The organism is Streptomyces tropicalis, from assembly GCF_029269835.1.
In the GTDB taxonomy this organism is placed as follows: domain Bacteria; phylum Actinomycetota; class Actinomycetes; order Streptomycetales; family Streptomycetaceae; genus Streptomyces; species Streptomyces tropicalis.
Map to the genome: position 1 here is coordinate 73,529 of NZ_JARJBB010000004.1, position 18,332 is coordinate 91,860.

Genomic DNA, 18,332 nt, shown 5'->3' on the forward strand with positions numbered 1-18,332 from the left:
GGAGCCGTCCGGGGGGCCCCTCGCGCCGGGCCCGGCGTCTCACTTCCCGGTCCGCGAGACGGGCCTGTCCGGGTGCTGGATGCGCCCTTGCCTGACACCTGTCGTGTGCACACGATTAATCCCTACTAATCCAATAGGGAAACGGGGAATGGTGGATGACCGCGAGGGGACTGACCCGGACGGGATGCGGGGAGCGCCGGTGAGCAGGGCCGCGACGGAGGCCGTCGCCGTCCCCGGGGACTTCTGGCAGCGGGTGGCCCACGAGGTCGCGGACGACCTCGCCGTGGACGCCCCCGAGCGCGACCGCGCCGGCAAACCGCCCTACGACGAGGTGGCGCGCCTGCGGGAGGCCGGGCTGCCCTCCGTCCTCGCACCGCCAGGCGCCGACGGCGCGGGGACGGACTGCGAGGCGGCCTGCGCCGTCGTCCGCCGGATCGCGGCCGCCGACGGCTCGATGGGCGAACTCCTCGGCCGGCACTACGCGTTGTCGTGGAGCGCCCGCTTCTTCGGTACGCCGGAGCAGGCCACCGCGATCGAGGCCCGAGCCGTGCGGGACGGATGGCTGTGGGCGGGCGGCACCGGTGTCCCACCGCAGCCGCCGGTCGGCCGCCCCGGCGGCGGCAGGCCCTCCCTCGTCCTCGGCCCCGCCGCCGAGGGGCACCTCCTCACCGGCCGCCGGACCCTCGCCGCCGCGGTCGCCGTGGCCGACCGGTTCGTCCTGGACGCGGTGTGTGCCACCACCGGCGAGTCGCTGGTCGTGCTCGTCGACCCCGGGCACCCGGGCGTCACCCGGGACCTGCTGCCCGACCGGCTGGGCCAGCGGCTCGCCGCAGCGGGCACCGTCCACTTCGACGACGTGCCCGTCGGCCCCGGCGACGTGCTCGGGCCCGTGCCCCACGACGAGGACGGGGCCGCGCCGTTCGCCGCGGCCGCCCCGCTGACCCTGCGTCTCGTCCTCGCCCATGTCGTCCTGGGCATCGCCGAGGGTGCGCTGGCCGAGGCCCGGGACCTCAGCCGCGCGGCGGTGCACACCCGGCACGCGGACGGCGGCGCCCACGGGTTCGCGCCCGTCCCCGGCACGGACGCCGACCTGCTGCTCGGCTTCGGGGAGCTGGCACTCGCCGCCCACGGCGCGGCCGCGGTCGCCGACCGTGCCACCGCCGCCATGGCCCGTACCCTGCGGGCGGGGCACGACCTCGACGCCGAGCGGTGCGCGGACACCGCGGCCCTCGTCGCGGCCGCCGAGGCCGCCACGGTCAGGGCCGCCCTGCTGATCGGGGAACGCGTCCTGGAACTGGCCGACGGCGACGGGCTGGACCGCTTCTGGCGCAACGTCCGCACCCTTTCGGGCCGCGGCTCCACCGGCCCCACCCTGCGGGCCATCGGCGACCACTTCCTGAACAGCGTCCGCGCGGATCCCGGGCGTTGGGGCTGATGAGGCCGAGCCGCGGCCGCGTGCGTGCGTGGGGGTGGGACGGGGGCTCGTACCCCCTGTGCGTCCGCCCGTCGGTGCGTCCGTCCGGCCGCCCGTCCCGGTGCGGGGCCGCCCGCGCCGCCCGGGCGGCCCCTCCGCCCTCACCGGGCCGGTTCGCCCCGCTCGGCCGTGGGGGGCGAACCGGCCCGTGGGGGCAGTGCGGCCGCGGCGGCGACGGCCCGGCCCGGGCGACGGCGGGGCACGATCCGCGGCAGGTCCTCGGGCGCGGGGCCGCCAGGCTGCGGGCAGGTCGGAATTCGGCCGGGCGCCGGGCCGAATGCGGCCTCCGGCGGGCGCCGGTCGGCCGGGACGGACGGGGCGTCGGGTGAGGTGAGAGGGAACGGCATGGCCATGGGGCTCTCCGGAGAGGGGCGGCACGGGCGGGGAGGACGCCCCGGAGGCAGCCGTCCACACGCCGGCGCGCAGTCGTCGCGCGGGGTACGGTGCGCCGGGGTCCGGCGTCGTCACGCTCGCCGCGTCCCTCAACGCGGCCGGACGGGCTGCCAGTCGGGCGGAGCCGGTCCGTCGCCGATCGTACGGGTGGTCCTCGCGCACCTGCCGAGCGGGCGTGGCCCACGCGGACCCGTTCCTGGGGCCGCCCCCATCGTCCGGGGCCGGTTCACTCTCGACCGCGACCTCACCGTGGCCACCGACGGCACCCTGTCCGTGGCTCCCCCCGCCGCCGAGGCCCTGGCCCAGGTGACCGACCAGTTCTCCGTCGCCCTCGGCGGCCGCCCCGCCCTCCTGGCCACCGCCGGCTGACCGCAGTCCGGCGCTTCGGCGGAGGGGATCCGATCGGCGCGAAGCCGCATTCCACCGAAGGAAATCAAACCCTTTTCTCATCCTTCTCTTTCCCGGCTCACAGGGTGCGTACGTATGCGATAAGGGCCTTCGGGGGCGAGGTCTGCGATTCATCAAATTTCACCCATGGGGAGGTCGTGATTCAATTGCGATGAGTTGGTGAACTTCGCCGTATCGGCGGGGCTCTGACAGGCCGTAAGGAAATCCAAGCCCGTCGGGGCCGAACACCAGAGGCACGGCTTTGTCTTCGCCCACACTCGATGCGTCCTTCCCCCCGCGAATTCCGTCCGGCGGCCGGGCTCTCTACCGCTCGGAGCCGGCCGCGCCGCCGCGGACGCTCGTCGACGTCCTGGAGGCGACCGCCTCCCTGCATCCCGACGCGCCCGCCCTGGACACGGGCGGCGAGGTGCTCTCCTACCGCGAGCTGCGCGCCCGCGTCCTCGACCGTGCGGGCCGGCTCGCCGAACGGGGCGTCGGCGCCGGGGACCGGGTGGGTGTCAGAGTGCCGTCGGGGACCGCGGATCTGTACCTGTCGATCCTCGCCGTGCTGCACTGCGGAGCGGCCTACGTGCCGGTCGACGCGGACGACCCGGAGGAGCGGGCCGCCACCGTCTTCCGGGAGGCGGGCGTGTGCCGCGTCCTCGGACCGCACCCGCAGCCCGAGGGACTCCTTCCCCCGTCCGGGACGCCGGGGGAGCGGCGGGCGCCCGCACCGGGCGACGACGCGTGGATCATCTTCACGTCCGGTTCGACCGGCGCCCCCAAGGGCGTGGCCGTCACCCACCGCTCCGCTGCCGCCTTCGCCGACGCCGAGGCGGGCCTGTTCCTGCGCGGGCGGCCGCTCGGCCCCGGCGACCGCGTCCTCGCGGGGCTGTCCGTCGCCTTCGACGCCTCCTGCGAGGAGATGTGGCTGGCCTGGCGCTCCGGCGCCTGCCTGGTGCCGGCCGAACGCTCCCTGGTGCGGGCCGGCCACGAACTCGGCGCCTGGCTCGACGCCCGCGACATCACCGTCGTCTCCACCGTGCCCACCCTGCTGGCCATGTGGCCCGAGGACGCCCTGCGGCGGGTGCGGCTGCTGATCCTCGGCGGCGAGGCCTGCCCGCCGGGCCTCGTGGAACGGTTCGCCGGTCCCGGGCGGGAGATGTGGAACACCTACGGCCCCACCGAGGCCACCGTCGTGGCGTGCGCCGCTCTGCTGGAGCCCCGGCGCGAGGTGCGCATCGGGCTGCCGCTGGCCGGCTGGGACCTGGCCGTCGTCGACGAGGCAGGAGAGCCCGTGGCGTACGGCCAGGAGGGCGAACTGGTCATCGCCGGCGCCGGAAGCGCGCGCTACCTCGACACGGCCAAGGACGCCGAACGCTTCCGGCCGTGCCCCGCGCTGGACTCGCCGCGTGCCTACCGGTCGGGCGACCTGGTGCGCGCCGACGCCGAGGGACTGGTCTTCCTCGGACGCGTCGACGACCAGGTCAAGATCGGCGGACGGCGCGTCGAGCTCGGCGAGATCGACGCGGCCCTCCTCGCGCTCCCCGGGGTGCGCGGCGCGGCCGCGGCCGTGCGGACGACGACGGCCGGGGCCCAGGTGCTGGTCGGCTACGTGGTCCCGGAGCAGGCCCCGGACGGCCGGTCCGCCTTCGAGGCCGCCAAGGCCAGGGCGACCCTGGGCGAGTGGCTCCCGGCGCCGCTGGTGCCGCTGCTGGCGGAGGTGGCCGACCTGCCCACGCGGGCCTCCGGCAAGGTCGACCGCACGGCCCTGCCCTGGCCGGTGGCCCTCGCCGGGGCGGACGACCGCGCCGGTGACCCGGCACACCGGCTGCACGGGACGGCCGCCCGGCTCGCGGACGTCTGGGAGCAGCTGCTGGGCCTGCGGCCGGGCCCGGACAGCGACTTCGTGGCGCTCGGCGGCACCAGCCTGACCGCGGCCCGGATGGCGTCGGTGCTCCGCGAGGACTTTCCCGGGCTGTCCGTCGCCGACCTGTACCGCCACTCCGTGCTGCACCGCATGGCCGCCCACCTCGACTCCCTGGCCGGGCCCGCCGAGGAGGCGCGCCCCGCCCGGCCGGTGCCCCGCCGGACCTCCGTCGTCCAGTTCCTCGTCTCCCTGGCCGGATACGGCCTCACCGGTCTGCGCGGCCTGGTCGGCCTGGCGGCCGCCGACGACGTGCTCGGCCGGATCGCACCGCACGCCTGGGCCCCGCACACGGCGTGGTGGCTGGTCCTGACCGGGTGGGTGGTGCTGTTCAGCGCCCCGATGCGCTGCCTGCTCGGGGCGGCCCTCGCCCGCGCGCTGGCCGGCTCGATCACGCCGGGCGCCCACCCGCGCGGCGGGCGGGTCCATCTGCGGCTGTGGACCGCGGAACGGGCCGTGGCCGCCTTCGGCGTCCCGTCCCTGCTCGGCACCCCGTGGGCCGCGCGGTACGCCCGCCTCCTGGGCTGCCGGACCGGGCGCGACGTCCGGCTGCACACCATGCCGCCGGTGACCGGCCTGGCCGAGCTGGGTGACGGTTGCAGCGTCGAACCCGAGGCGGACATAGCGGGGTGGTGGCTCGACGGCGACACGCTGCATATCGGTCCCGTCGCCGTCGGCGCGGGCGCGCGGGTGGGCCACCGCGGCACGCTGCTGCCGGGGGCCGTCCTCGGGCGCGGCGCCGAACTCGCCGCGGGCGGCTGCCTGGACGCCCGCGTCCCGGACGGCCGGATGTGGACCGGTTCGCCCGCCCGGCCCGCCGAGCACGGCGCACGCGACGCGGGCACCGGATGGCCCGCGCCGCCGCAGGACCGCCGGCGCCGCTGGCACCTGGCGTACGCGCTCTCCCTCGCCGGCCTGCCGCTGCTGTCCCTGCTGGCGGCGGCCCCCGCACTGTGCGGCACCTGGCTGCTGGTGCGCGGCACGCCGACCCTGTCGGGAGCTGCCCTGCGCCTGCTCGCCGCCGCACCGGTGTTCGCGGTCCTCACCACGGCGTGCGGGATGCTGCTCACCGTGCTCGCCGTACGTCTGCTGAACCGCTCCCTCACACCCGGCCTGCACCGTGCCGACGGCGGAGTCGCCTGGCGGGCGTGGCTGGTGACCCGCCTGCTCGACGGGGCCCGGGGCAGCCTCTTCCCGCTCTACGCGAGCCTCGCCACACCGCACTGGCTGCGGCTGCTCGGCGCCCGCGTCGGCCGCGGCGCGGAGATCTCGACCGTCCTGCCGCTGCCGTCCCTGCTCCAGGTGGACGACGGGGCGTTCCTCGCCGACGACACGCTCGTCGCCCCCTTCGAACTGCGCGGCGGGTGGATGCGGCTGGGGCCGGTGCGTATCGGCACCCGCGCCTTCGTCGGGAACTCGGGGATCGTCGGCCCCGGCCGCGACGTCGCCGACCACGCGCTGGTGGGAGTCCTGTCCGACGCGCCGGCCCACGGCGAGCCCGGCTCGTCCTGGATCGGACGGCCGGCGATGCCGCTGCCCCGCAAGCCCGGAGCCGCCGACCCGGCACGGACGTTCGCCCCACCCCGGCGGCTCGTGGTGGCCCGCGCGGCCGTGGAACTGTGCCGCCTGCTGCCCGTGATCGCCGGCACCCTGCTGGCCGAGTGCGTGCTGCTCGCCGAGCAGGAGGCCCTGGACCTCGGCGGGCTGCCCCTGGCGGCCCTCCTCGGCGCCCCGCTGCTGCTGGCCGCGTCCCTCGTCGCCTGCCTGATCACCACCGGCGCCAAGTGGCTGCTCGTGGGCCGCTTCCAGCCCGGTGAGCGCCCCCTGTGGTCGTCGTTCGTGTGGCGCAACGAGCTGTTCGACACGTTCGTCGAGGTGCTGGCCGTGCCGTGGGGAGCGGGGGCGCACCTGGGGACGCCCGCACTGAACTGGTGGCTGCGCAGCCTCGGCGCGCGCATCGGGCGCGGGGTGTGGTGCGAGACGTACTGGCTGCCGGAGACGGACCTGATCAGCCTCGGCGACGGCGTCAGCGTCAACCGCGGCTGCGTGCTGCAGACCCACCTCTTCCACGACCGGATCATGCGGATGGACACCGTGCACCTGGCGGCCGGCGCCTCGCTCGGCCCGCACAGCATCGCCCTGCCCGGCACCACGATCGGCACCGGCGCGTCCATCGCCGCGTCCTCGCTCGTGATGCGCGGCGAGACCGTGCCCGACGGCACCCGCTGGGCCGGCAACCCCATCGCCGGCGTCCCCGCGACCGGCGCCGCCGCCCCACCGGTGGAGGAGGCGGCATGACGCGGTGCAGCCGCCGCGCGCTGATCCGCGGCGCGGCGCTCGCCCCGCTCGTGGCGACGGCCGACGACCGCTCACCCGGGCGCGCGGCCCGCTACTTCGCCACCCACGGGACCTACGACCACCGCACCCTCGCCTACGACCTGCACCTGGCGTACGACCCGGCGGCCGGCACGCTCGACGGGCGGGCGCACATCCTCGCGGTCGCGGAACGGCCGCTGCACCGGGTCGAACTCGATCTGGCCCGGCTGGCCGTGCGCGAGGCACGCGTCGACGGGACCGCCGTGCGCACCGCCCGCAGGCGGCACAAGCTGCTCCTGCCGACGCCGCGGCCGATCGAGGCCGGCACCCCCTTCACCCTGGAGATCCGTTACGGCGGCCGGCCGGGTCCGGTGCGCACGCCGTTCGGCCCCATCGGCTGGGACCGCACCGGCGACCCGCACGACGGCACCATGGTCGCCGCGCAGCCCCTCGGCGCCCCGTCGTGGTTCCCGTGCAACGACCGCCCGGACGACAAGGCCGAGTACACCCTCCGGGTGACCGTCCCCCGCGGACAGCACGTGCTCGCCAACGGCGCTCTCCTGGACCGGAGTACGACGGCGGCCACCGAGTGCTGGACCTACCACCACCGCGGCCCCATGGCCCCCTACCTCGCCGCCCTGTACACCGGCCGCTTCGCCCGCGAGACCTGGCTGGCCCGGGACACGGCGACCGGCCGGGACGTCCACGGCCACAACGCCTTCCCCGAGCGGCTGGAGCGCCCGGCCCGGCACGACCTGGGCCGCCAGCCCGCCATGCTCGGCGCGTTCACCGGCCGGTTCGGGCCGTACCCCTTCGAGACGTACGGCGCGGTCGTCGTGGACGCCGACCTGGACCAGCCCGTGGAGAACCAGACCGTGTCCGTCTTCGGGCGCAACCACGTCGACGGCCGGCGGACCTGGGAGACGCTCGTCGCCCACGAACTCGTCCACCAGTGGTACGGCAACAGCGTGAGCCTGCGGGACTGGCGCGACATCTGGCTCAACGAGGGGTTCGCCACCTACGGCGAATGGCTGTGGTCGGAGCACATCGGCGAGGACTCCGCCGACACCATCGCCCGGGCGGAGTGGCGCAGGCTGGCCGCGGGCCCGCAGAGTCTGCGGATCGCCGACCCCGGCCCGGACCGCATCTTCGACGACCGCGTCTACAACCGGGGCGCCTGCACCCTCCACGCACTGCGCCTGACCACGGGCGACGACCGCTTCTTCGCGATGCTGCGCGGCTGGCACCGCGCACACCGCGGAGGCAGCGCCGACACCGCCGCCTTCGTCGCCCACGCCGGACGCTCCTCGCCGGCGGCGACCGAGCCCCTGCTGCACGCCTGGCTGTACGAGAAGCGCCTGCCGCCGCTGCCGGCCCCGGCCTGAGCGGGGTCCCGGCCCCTGGCCCCGCGCGGCGACGGTCCCGGCGCACCGCCCGGGGCGGCCGTGGACGGCAGCCGGCCCGGCGTGTACCGGCTCGCGGTGGCGCTGATCAGCGTCGTCGGCACCCTGATCAGCGACGACCTCACCGACAACATGGGGGTGTCGCTGGAGACCAGCACGACCGTCTTCGCGATCGCCCTCGCGGTCGTCTTCGCCGTCCGGTACCGGCGGGAGCGGACCCGTCGATCCACCACATCGACACCCCGTCCCGCGAGTCCTTCCACCGGCTCGCCGTCCTCTTCACCTTCGCCCTCGGCACCGCCGCCGGCGACCTGGTCTCCGAGCGGACGGACCTCGGCCACTGGCTGTCCGCCGTGCTCTTCGCCCTGGCCGTCGCGGCCGTCCACCTCGCCCACCGGGCGCTGGGCCTCTCCGCGGTGTGGAGTTTCTGGATCGCCCACGTCCTCACCCGGCCGCCCGGCGCCTCGATCGGCGACTATCTCTCCCAGCCCACCGGGGGCGGCGGCGTCGGCCTCGGCACCGTGATCACCAGTGCCCTGTTCCTCGCGGTCATCCTCGGTCCGGTCGTGTTCCTCGCCGTGACCCGCAAGGACGTCACCGAGCGGCGGCAGCCCGACGAGGTACCCGCCTGACCGGACATATCGGGCCATTCAGGATAAATTCAGGTTCGGCCTGACACCGTGGAAGCTCGACCGCCCGGTCCGGCGGTCGAGCAACCCACCAGGGCGCCCGTCCCCGCTCGGGGGCGGGCGCCCCGGTGTCTTCCCCCCACAGGAAGGTTCCACGGTGGAGCAACCGGACGTCCTCACCGACCTCGACGTCGCCGGCGGCCGCGCGGCTGCACGGGGCACCACCCGGTCGGTGATGAAGAAGCTGCCCGAGGTCACCCTCGCCTTCTGGATCATGAAGATCGCGGCGACCACCCTCGGCGAGACCGCCGGCGACCTCTTCGCGCAGACCCTGAAGCTCGGCTACTTCCTCACCACGGTCGCCCTGTTCCTGGTGTTCGTGGCGACCCTGGTGGTCCAGCTCCGGTCGCGCCGCTACAACCCGTTCTTCTACTGGACGGTGATCCTGTCGACCAGCATGGCCGGCACCACCATGTCCGACTTCATGAACCGGGACGCCAGCGCCAAGTACCTCTCCGGCGGGGCCACTTCGCTCGGCTGGGGCCCGCAGGGCCTGGGCCTCGGCTACCCGGCCGGCGCGGCGATCCTGATCTCGATCCTGATGGTCGTCTTCGCGGTCTGGAGGTTCAGCGGCATGACCTTCCAGATCCGCGACATCGTCACCTTCCGCGGCGAGGTGCTGTTCTGGTCGGCCATCCTGGTCTCCAACACCCTCGGCACCTCCACGGGCGACTTCCTGTCCGACTCCTCCGGACTCGGCTACGCCGGCGGCGCGGCCCTGGTCACCGGGTTGCTGCTGGTGCTCGTCGCGCTGATGAAGGTGCCCGCCGTGCCGAACGTGCTGCTGTTCTGGATCGCCTTCGTCCTCACCCGGCCGCTCGGCGCCACCGCGGGGGACTTCCTGACCAAGCCGGCCGCCAAGGGCGGCCTGGACCTCGGCACGGCCGGCTCCTCGGCCGTCCTGCTGGCCGTCCTGCTCGGCATGATGGCCTGGGCCCACGTCCGGGAGCGCCGGACCGGTGCGCCCGCCGCCGCCGCGCGCACCGGCGGTCCGCGCGGCGCCTGACCGGCACACCCCGGCCGTCCGCCGGGCGCGGACCGGCGACGGGCGGGTGGTACCCCGGTACCACCCGCCTGCAGCAGTTCGGCCCCCGGTACCACCGGTCCGCGCCCCGCAGCTTCTAGCGTGGCGAGTGGGGCGTCCGGAGCACTCCGGCGCCGTACCCCGGACGAGGGAGCGCGGATGATCGAGGCACAGCAGCTGACGAAGCGGTACGGGGAGAAGACCGCCGTGGACGGGCTCGACTTCGTGGTGAAGCCGGGCACGGTGACCGGGTTCCTCGGGCCCAACGGCGCCGGCAAGTCCACCACCATGCGCCTGATCATCGGACTGGACGCCCCGACCAGCGGCACGGTGACCGTCAACGGCCGCCGCTACTCCCGGCACCGGGCCCCCCTCCAGGAGGTCGGGGCGCTGCTGGAGGCCCGGTCCATCCACCCCGGACGCTCCGCCCACAACCACCTCAAGGCGCTCGCCCTGACCCACGGGATCCCGCTGCGCCGGGTCGACGAGGTCATCGAGCAGGCCGGTCTGAGCGGCGTGGCCAAGAAGCGCGCCGGCGCCTTCTCCCTCGGCATGGGCCAGCGGCTCGGCATCGCGGCCGCCCTCCTCGGCGACCCGCAGACGGTGATGCTGGACGAACCCGTCAACGGACTCGACCCCGAGGGCGTCCGGTGGATCCGCACCCTGCTGCAGGCGCTCGCCGCCGAGGGCCGGACGGTGTTCGTGTCCTCCCACCTGATGAGCGAGATGGCCCTCGTGGCCGACCACCTGATCGTGGTGGGCCGCGGCCGCCTGCTCGCCGACACCACCGTGGGCGACCTGGTCCGCGCCGCCGGCGGCGACACCGTGAAGGTGGCCACGCAGGACCCGGCCCGGCTGCGGGACGTCCTGGCCGGACCCGGCGTCGACGTCACCGGCCGCATCGGCTCCGAGGAACTGCAGGTGACCGGTCTGACCGCCCGTGAGATCGGCCTCAAGGCGGCGGAGCACGGCATCGCACTGTTCGAACTGACCGCGCGCACCGTGTCCCTGGAGGACGCCTTCATGGACCTGACCCGGGATGCCGTGGAGTACCACGGGTCCGCGACCGCACTCGAGACCCTCGGGAGCCCGGCATGAGCACTCTCACCGCCACCACCGACACCTCCCGGGCCGCCCCGGCCCGCCCCGCGTACCGGGTGACCGGCCCGCGCGTGCTGCGCTCGGAGTGGGCCAAGCTGTGGTCCCTGCGCTCGACCTGGATCACCCTGGGCCTCGGCCTGCTCTTCCTCGTGGCCTTCGGCCTGATCGCCTCGGCCCGCTTCAAGTCCGGCATCGGCTCCGGCCGCATGGACCGGGACTTCGCCCGCTCGACCGCCGTCAGCCTGTCCCTCTTCGGCACCAACTTCGCCCAGCTCGCCCTGGGCGTGCTCGGCGTCCTGATCACGGCGGGGGAGTACTCGACCGGGATGATCCGCTCGACGCTGGCCGCGGTCCCGCGCCGGCTGCCCGTGCTGTGGTCCAAGGCCCTGGTGTACGGCCTGGTCGTGCTGGTCGTGGGCACCCTCGGCGCGTTCACCGCCTTCCTCTTCGGCAGCCGTATCGTCGCCGGCACGTCCGCCGCGCTGACGTTCTCCCACCCGGGTGTGCTGCGCAGCCTGTTCGGAGCGGGCCTCTACCTCGCCCTGGTCGCCGTGATCGGCACCGCCCTGGGCGCGCTGCTGCGGTCGGTGGCCGGGGGGATCTCCGTGCTCGTCGCGGCGCTCATGCTGGTGCCCGGCCTGGTCTCGCTGCTCCCCAGCAGCTGGCAGGACGACATCAGCCCCTATCTGCCGAGCAACGCCGGGCAGGCGGTGTTCTCGCTCACCCACGACGCCACCACCCTGTCGCCGGCCGCCGGGCTGCTGGTCTTCCTCGGCTGGACGGTGCTCGCGCTGGCCGGGGCGGCGTACCGGCTCGTGCGCAGCGACGTATGACCCCTGCATGATGGGCGGGTGACCTCCTTGGCGATCAGCGACGACGTCGGCGGGATGGGGCCGCTGGTCGCCCGGCTCGGCCGGGCCGGCCGGCGGCTGCGGCAGGCCGACCGCGCCCACCCGTGGGCGCTGGACACGGCTGTCGTCGTGCTGCTCCTGCTGCTGTTCTGCCTCCCGGAGCTGCTGCACGCCGGCGACGCCGACGGCGGCGGCCCGCACCGCTTCCGGCTGGCGCCGCACCGGCTGCCGACGGCGGCGATCGCCGCCCTCCAGGCCGGGCTGCTGCTGCCCCTGCTGTGGCGGCGGCGCCGGCCGGCTGCGGCCTTCGGGGCGGTCGCCGCCGTGTTCGCGCTCCAGTGGGCGCTGGGCGCGGCCCTGCGCGCGGACGTCGCTCTCTTCGTCGCCCTGTACAGCCTCGCCCTGCACGGCCGGCTGCGGCAGCTGCCCTGGGCGTGCGGGGCCATGGCGGCCGGCATGGTGCTGGTCGCCCTCCGTGTGTCCCGGGCCGTGTCCGTCTGGGACGCGCTGTTCTTCCTGCTGAGCACGGCGACGGCGGCCCTCGCCCTCGGCCTCGTCGTCCGCATCCGCCGCGCCCAGCTCGCCGGGCTCCGGGAGCGGGCCGCCCGCCTGGAGACGGAACGGGACCAGCGCAGCAGACTGGCCGCCGCCACCGAACGGGCGCGGGTGGCACGCGAGATGCACGACATCGTCGGCCACCACCTCTCCGTCATGATCACGCTCGCCGACGCGGGCGCCTACGCCACCGGCACGGCCCCGGAGCGCGGCAAGGAGGCCCTGCTGCTCATCGGCGACGCCGGACGGCAGGCCCTCGGCGAACTGCGGCGCGTCCTCGGCGTGCTGCGCGAGACCACGGGGACCCCGGGGGACGGCCCGGAACTCAGTCCGCAGCCGGGCATCGTCGACATCGACGCCCTGTGCGCGGGGGTGCGCGCCGCCGGCCTCGACGTCGTCTACCGCACCGTGGGCACCACGGAGGCCCTGGACGGCGGCGTGCAGCTGACGGTCTACCGGATCGTGCAGGAGGCCCTCACCAACACCCTCAAGCACGCCGGCACCGAGACCCGGGTGAGCCTGGCGATCGTCGTCGAGGACACCCGGCTGACCGTCCGGGTGCAGGACACCGGACCGGCCGGACGGCCAGGACCGCGGAACGAGGAAGGACACGGCCTGGTGGGCATGCGCGAACGAGCCGCTCTCTACGGCGGGAACCTCAGCGCCGGACCGGCGAGCGGCGGGGGCTGGCGGGTGGAGGCCACCCTCGACCTCGCCCCCGCGGGGGGCGCGCGATGACCACGGTGCTCCTCGTCGACGACCAGCCGCTCCAGCGCTACGGCTTCCGCATGCTGCTCGACTCCGTGCCGGAGACCGACGTGGTCGGCGAGGCCGGGCACGGCACCGAGGCGGTGCGCATGGCCGCCGAACTGCGCCCCGACGTGGTCCTGATGGACGTCCGGATGCCCGGCATGGACGGCATCGAGGCGACCCGCCGCATCGTCGCCTCCGGCGACCGGTCGCGGGTGCTCGTGCTGACCACCTTCGACCTCGACGAGTACGTCCACGCCGCCCTCCGCGCCGGGGCCAGCGGCTTCCTCCTCAAGGACGCGCACCCCGAGGAACTCCTCGCGGGCATCCGCGCCGTCGCGGGCGGCGACGCGGTGATCGCGCCCGCCCTGACCCGCCGTCTGCTGGACGAGTTCACCCGGTTCGTGCCCGCGCGCGGCGGTGGCGCGGGCCCGGACCGGCGGCTGGACTCGCTCACCGAACGGGAGCGGGAGATCCTCGTCGCCGTCGGCAGGGGCTGGACCAACGGTGAGATCGCCGCCCGTCTCGTGCTGTCCGAGTCCACCGTGAAGACGCACGTCGGCCGGGTCCTGGCGAAGACGGGGGCCCGCGATCGGGTGCAGGCCGTCATCTTCGCCTACGACCTCGGACTGGTCCGGCCCGACGTGGGCTGAGCGGACGGCACGGGGCGCGGCGGGGCGGCCGGCCGGGTCCCCGCGGCCGCGTCAGTCCGTGATCTCGGCGATCGTGTCGATCCCGGCGTGGCGCAGGGTGCGCTGCACCGGCCGCCGGGCGCCCCGGATGGTGAGCGCCGCGATCTCCGGGCGCTGGGTGGCGGCCCGGAGCAGCGCGTAGGCGCAGGCCAGGTCGAGGTGGCTGACCCCGCTCATGTCGAGGACCCATTCGCCGGCCCGGTCCAGCGGCGGTCGCACGAGGCGTTCCTCCAGCTCACGCAGGGTGGCGGCGTCGAGGTCGCCGGTCAGCGTCAGCTCGGCCCGCCGGCCGCCCGCCGTGACGGCCACCGTCGGCAGCAGCCCGGGGGCGGGATGGGATGCGGGTGCCATGGCGACCTCCTCCGCGATCGTCCGGACACACCGGGCGACGCTCTTCATGCGATATACGCAGGATTCATACCGTATGTGATGTGTGCGGGCCGGTCCATCCCCTCCTCGCGAGTCGGGCGCCGTCCCCCCCCGTGTGCGGGACCCGTGCCCACGTCCCCACCACGCCGCGCCCGCGCGATCCGGGCGTACGCCCCACCGTGACGTCACTCCGAGCGTCGGCCGGGGCCGCGCGGCCCCGCGCCAGCGTTCCGTCAGCGCGACGGCGACGGGCGTCAGCGTCCCGTCAGGAGACGCCGGGCGGTGCAGCCGGCGGGCATCCTCCTGGACGTGCCCCGGGCCGCCTCCCCGCGTCCGGGGCCGTCGGCACCTTCCCGCATTTCCACTCCCGGCCCGCAGGCCGTCGGCCCACGGGACGGCGCCGCCCCCAGGTCGCGGCGGCTCGGCCGAGAGAACGAGGTCCCTGGGCCCACGAGGCCCCCCGGGGCTGTCTCGCCCACCGGAATGCCGCGGGGCTCCCGTTTCCCCACCCCGTATCCCCGGGAGTACGGTGCGTCCTCGATGCGGATGCCCACAGCCCCCGGGAACGCGAAAGGACCACCGTCATGCCCTCCTCAAGCACCCCCGAGGCCCTGGCGGCCGACCAGGCCGGCACCCGGCTCGGCGAACTGACCGTCATCGACGTGCGCACGCCCGGCGAGTTCGCCGAGGGCCACCTGCCCGGCGCCCTCAACATCCCCCTGGACCGCCTCCGGCACGCGCTGCCGGAGATCCGGCACGCGGCCGGGCAGGGCGAGGTCCTCCTCGTGTGCGCCTCCGGTGCCCGCTCCGAGGGCGCCGCCCGGCTCCTGGCCGACGCGGGCGTCACCGCGGCGACGCTCACCGGCGGCACCGGCGCCTGGGCCGCCGCTGGCCACGCCCTGCACCGCTCCGAGGCGCCCGGCGCGCACACCACCTGGAGCATGGAGCGCCAGGTCCGTCTCACCGCCGGCGCGCTGGTCCTCACCGGGCTCCTCCTCGGATTCCTGGTGCACCCGGCCTTCGAGCTGCTGTCGGCGGCCATCGCGGGCGGGCTGGTCTTCTCCGCGCTGACCGACACCTGCGGGATGGCCGTCGTCCTCGGCAAGCTGCCCCACAACCGCCCCCGCGCCGCCGACCTCGACGCCGCCCGCGCGGCCCTGCTCGCCCGCTGACGCCCGTACGGCCCGACCGCTCCCTCCGGTGTGACGCGGACGACGGGGAGGGAGCGGGCGTAGATCGCGGGGGCGGGGGTACACGCCGTTTCGTGAACGGGGTGATGAAGGCGGTCCGGATGGAATCTGTCCCCTTGGGCGAGGCGGGCGATGCACCGGGCGCATACGTGATAGAGACCGGTGCCGCGCTGGACGGGGACGGCGCGTGCATCGCCGAGGCCCGCCGCATCGCGGGCGACTTCCTGGCGCGGGCGCGCGGCCCGTACGGCCTCGCGGTCGCGCAGCGCGCGGTGGACCTGACCCAGCTGGTCGTCAGCGAGCTGGTCACCAACGCCCGCAAGTACGCGCCCGGTCCGGTGCTGCTGGACCTGCGGATCGTGTTCGGAGACCTGGACCTGGTCGAGGTCGCCGTCTGGGACAGCGACCCGGTGCTGCCGGTGGCGCGCGCCGCCGACCCGGGCCGCGTGGGCCAGCACGGCCTGGAGATCGTGATGGCCGTGGTGCAGGAGTTCGAGGTGCGGCGCGAGCCGGTGGGCAAGCGCATCACCGCACGCATCCCGCTCGCTGGGACCCTCGCCGAGGTCGCCGGGCACGGCGCGCGCTGACCCGCCGTGCCCTCGTCCCCCTGAGTCCGCTGAGTCCGCCCGGTGTCCCGGGCGTCTCCGGGACGCGCCCGGTGCGGCTGCCTGACGGAAGGCCCGCCCGGCGTCCGCCCGGCGCGGCTAGTGCTGTGGCCGGAAGGGGCACCGGCTCGCGACGCCCGGCACGGCACCTCGCTGCGTCGTCGCCTCACCCGGGTACATCCAGTCCGCGGGCGACGCTCCGCCGTGCGATGCTCCCCCACAGCCTGAACGGCGGGGGGTGCCCCCAGCACCGGACGCCGCGGGCTTCCCGGCACACCTTTCCGGCCACAGCACTAGGTGAAGGACCGCAGCCGCAGGCTGTTGGTGACGACGAAGACCGACGAGAAGGCCATCGCCGCGCCCGCGATCATCGGGTTCAGCAGGCCGAAGGCGGCCAGGGGGAGAGCGGCCACGTTGTAGGCGAAGGCCCACACCAGGTTGCCCTTGATGGTGGCGAGGGTCCGGCGGGACAGCCGGATGGCGTCCGCCGCCACCCGCAGATCGCCGCGGACGAGCGTCAGATCGCTCGCCTCGATGGCCGCGTCGGTGCCGGTGCCCATGGCCAGGCCGAGGTCGGCGGTGGCGAGCGCGGCCGCGTCGTTGACCCCGTCGCCGACCATCGCCACGGTCCGTCCCTCGGCCCGCAGCCGCCGGACCACGTCCACCTTCCCCTGCGGGAGGACCTCCGCGATCACCTCGTCGATCCCGACGGCCCGGGCGACGGACTCCGCGACGCGCCGGTTGTCACCGGTCAGCAGGATCGGCCGCAGCCCCAGCCGGCGCAGCTCGGCGACCGCCTCGCCACTGGTCTCCTTGACCGCGTCGGCGACCGCGAGGACACCGCGGGCCGCGCCGTCCCAGGCGACGACGACCGCCGTGCGCCCCTCGTCCTCCGCGGCGGCCTTCGCTCCGGCCAGCTCCGCGGGGAGCGTGATCGCCTCCTGGGCGAGCAGGGCCTCGCGCCCCACCAGGACCGTGTGCCCCTCGACGGCACCCCGGACGCCCAGCCCCGGGACGGCGGTGAAGTCCGCCACGCCCGGCAGCGTGCCCGTCCGCTCGGCCGCGGCGGTGGCGACCGCCTGCGCGACGGGGTGCTCGGAGGCGTGCTCCAGGGCGCCGGCCAGCCGCAGCAGCTCCTGCTCGCCGGTTCCGGCGGCGGTGTGCACGGCGTGCAGGGTCATCCGGCCGGTGGTGACCGTACCGGTCTTGTCGAGGACCACGGTGTTGACCCGGCGGGTGGACTCCAGGACCTCCGGGCCCTTGATGAGGATGCCGAGCTGCGCCCCGCGGCCGGTGCCGACCATCAGGGCCGTCGGCGTGGCGAGCCCGAGGGCGCACGGGCAGGCGATGATCAGGACGGCGACGGCCGCGGTGAAGGCGGCGGTGACGTCCCCGGTGAGGGCCAGCCACGCCGTCAGGGTGGCGAGCGCGAGGACGAGCACCACGGGTACGAAGACCGCGGAGACGCGGTCGGCGAGGCGCTGCGCCTCGGCCTTGCCGTGCTGGGCGGCCTCCACGAGGGCGGCGGTCCGCGCGAGCCGGGTGTCGGCGCCGACCCGGGTGGCCTCCACGACGAGGCGGCCCGCGGTGTTCACGGTGGCCCCGGTCACGGGGTCGCCGACCGACACGTCCACCGGCACGGACTCGCCGGTCAGCAGCGAGGCGTCCACGGCCGAGGTGCCCTCGACGACCGTCCCGTCGGTGGCGATCTTCTCGCCGGGCCGTGCGACGAAGCGGTCCCCGACGGCCAGCCGGTCCACCGGGATGCGGACCTCGGTGCCGCCGCGCAGCACCGACACCTCCTTGGCGCCCAGGTCCAGCAGGGCCCGCAGCGCCGCCCCCGCCCGCCGCTTGGAACGGGCCTCCAGGTACCGCCCGGCCAGGATGAAGGCGGTGACCCCGGCGGCCGCCTCCAGGTACAGGGAGGAGGAGCCGTCGGTGCGGGACACGGTGAGGCTGAAGGCGTGGCGCATCCCCGGCATGCCGGCGTGCCCCAGGAACAGGGCCCACAGGGACCAGCCGAAGGCGGCCAGGGTCCCCAGGGAGACCAGCGTGTCCATGGTGGCCGTGCCGTGGCGGGCGTTGGTGAGGGCCGCCCGGTGGAACGGCAGCGCCCCCCAGACCACGACCGGCGCCGCCAGGGTCAGCGAGAGCCACTGCCAGTTGTCGAACTGCAGCGCCGGCACCATCGACATCAGGACGACCGGGGTGCTGAGCACCGCGGAGACCGTGAGCCGCTGCCGCAGGGAGGCGAGCTCCGGGTCCGGTGAGGGGTCCTGGGCCGGAGCCTCGTCGGGCCGCGGCTCCGGCGGCGGGGGCTCCTCGGCGGTGTACCCGGTCTTCACGACGGTGGCGATCAGGTCCGCGACCCCGACGTCCTCCGGGCAGGCGATCCGTGCCTTGCCGGTGGCGAAGTTCACCGTGGCGGTGACTCCGTCCATGCGGTTGAGCTTCTTCTCCACCCGGGCGGCGCAGGAGGCGCACGTCATTCCGCCGATGCGGAGCTCGACCTCGCGGGCGGATGCAGGCGCCGCGCCGTGCGGCGCCTGCGCGAGGCCGGTGGTCGCCTGGGTCGCCTGCTCGGTCATCGTCTCCGCCTCCGGATA

The 18,332-nt window shown here is 75.5% G+C and carries 12 protein-coding genes and 2 pseudogenes; 12 read left to right on the top strand and 2 right to left on the bottom strand.

Going from position 1 to position 18,332, the window contains the following annotated elements; all coding sequences use genetic code 11:
• Positions 1-199 precede the first annotated feature (199 nt).
• The 10 genes and pseudogenes from P3H78_RS09415 (at position 200) to P3H78_RS09460 (ending at position 13,523) form a co-directional block, all read left to right on the top strand.
• Positions 200-1,435 carry an acyl-CoA dehydrogenase family protein gene (locus tag P3H78_RS09415; protein ID WP_276108406.1) on the top strand — a complete coding sequence of 412 codons (1,236 nt, stop codon included), beginning with the start codon at positions 200-202 and terminating at the stop codon, positions 1,433-1,435.
• 630 nt (positions 1,436-2,065) lie between these two features.
• A pseudogene (locus tag P3H78_RS09420) lies at positions 2,066-2,236 on the top strand (NADPH-dependent FMN reductase); the annotation flags it as partial.
• Positions 2,237-2,516: 280 nt separating this feature from the next.
• Positions 2,517-6,479: a Pls/PosA family non-ribosomal peptide synthetase gene (locus tag P3H78_RS09425; protein WP_276108407.1), complete on the top strand. Its 3,963-nt coding sequence runs from the start codon at positions 2,517-2,519 to the stop codon at positions 6,477-6,479.
• Positions 6,476-7,882: a M1 family metallopeptidase gene (locus tag P3H78_RS09430; protein ID WP_276108408.1), complete on the top strand. Its 1,407-nt coding sequence runs from the start codon at positions 6,476-6,478 to the stop codon at positions 7,880-7,882. Before P3H78_RS09425 ends, P3H78_RS09430 begins: the two co-directional genes overlap by 4 nt.
• Before the next feature lie 72 nt (positions 7,883-7,954).
• Positions 7,955-8,532: pseudogene (locus tag P3H78_RS09435) on the top strand (COG4705 family protein); the annotation flags it as partial.
• Between the two features lie 154 nt (positions 8,533-8,686).
• Complete coding sequence (locus tag P3H78_RS09440; protein WP_276108409.1) at positions 8,687-9,595, top strand: COG4705 family protein; 909 nt, start codon at positions 8,687-8,689, stop codon at positions 9,593-9,595.
• Between the two features lie 177 nt (positions 9,596-9,772).
• Positions 9,773-10,711 (top strand): ATP-binding cassette domain-containing protein, encoded by a 939-nt coding sequence (locus tag P3H78_RS09445; RefSeq protein WP_276108410.1) that lies wholly within the window; start codon positions 9,773-9,775, stop codon positions 10,709-10,711.
• The gene (locus tag P3H78_RS09450; RefSeq protein WP_276108411.1) at positions 10,708-11,547 is read left to right on the top strand and encodes an ABC transporter permease; all 840 of its coding nucleotides are present in this window, start codon (positions 10,708-10,710) and stop codon (positions 11,545-11,547) included. Before P3H78_RS09445 ends, P3H78_RS09450 begins: the two co-directional genes overlap by 4 nt.
• A gap of 54 nt (positions 11,548-11,601) precedes the next feature.
• Complete coding sequence (locus P3H78_RS09455; protein WP_438827949.1) at positions 11,602-12,858, top strand: sensor histidine kinase; 1,257 nt, start codon at positions 11,602-11,604, stop codon at positions 12,856-12,858.
• A complete protein-coding gene (locus P3H78_RS09460; RefSeq protein ID WP_276108413.1) occupies positions 12,855-13,523 on the top strand; it encodes a response regulator in 669 nt (222 codons plus the stop codon). Before P3H78_RS09455 ends, P3H78_RS09460 begins: the two co-directional genes overlap by 4 nt.
• A 51-nt stretch (positions 13,524-13,574) precedes the next feature.
• Here P3H78_RS09460 and P3H78_RS09465 read toward each other — a convergent pair whose 3' ends face one another.
• Positions 13,575-13,913: an STAS domain-containing protein gene (locus P3H78_RS09465; RefSeq protein ID WP_276108414.1), complete on the bottom strand. Its 339-nt coding sequence runs from the start codon at positions 13,911-13,913 to the stop codon at positions 13,575-13,577.
• A gap of 602 nt (positions 13,914-14,515) precedes the next feature.
• On the opposite strand from P3H78_RS09465, the gene P3H78_RS09470 reads away from it, so the two are divergent.
• Together P3H78_RS09470 and P3H78_RS09475 are read left to right on the top strand one after the other, a co-directional pair.
• Positions 14,516-15,103 carry a rhodanese-like domain-containing protein gene (locus P3H78_RS09470; RefSeq protein WP_276108415.1) on the top strand — a complete coding sequence of 196 codons (588 nt, stop codon included), beginning with the start codon at positions 14,516-14,518 and terminating at the stop codon, positions 15,101-15,103.
• A gap of 119 nt (positions 15,104-15,222) precedes the next feature.
• Positions 15,223-15,708, top strand: a complete 486-nt coding sequence (locus P3H78_RS09475) for an ATP-binding protein (protein ID WP_276108416.1) — start codon at positions 15,223-15,225, stop codon at positions 15,706-15,708.
• A 311-nt stretch (positions 15,709-16,019) separates the two neighbouring features.
• On the opposite strand, the gene P3H78_RS09480 is transcribed toward P3H78_RS09475, so the two are convergent.
• Positions 16,020-18,314, bottom strand: coding sequence for a heavy metal translocating P-type ATPase (locus P3H78_RS09480; RefSeq protein WP_276108417.1), 2,295 nt, complete (start codon positions 18,312-18,314; stop codon positions 16,020-16,022).
• Between the last annotated feature and the right edge of the window lie 18 nt (positions 18,315-18,332).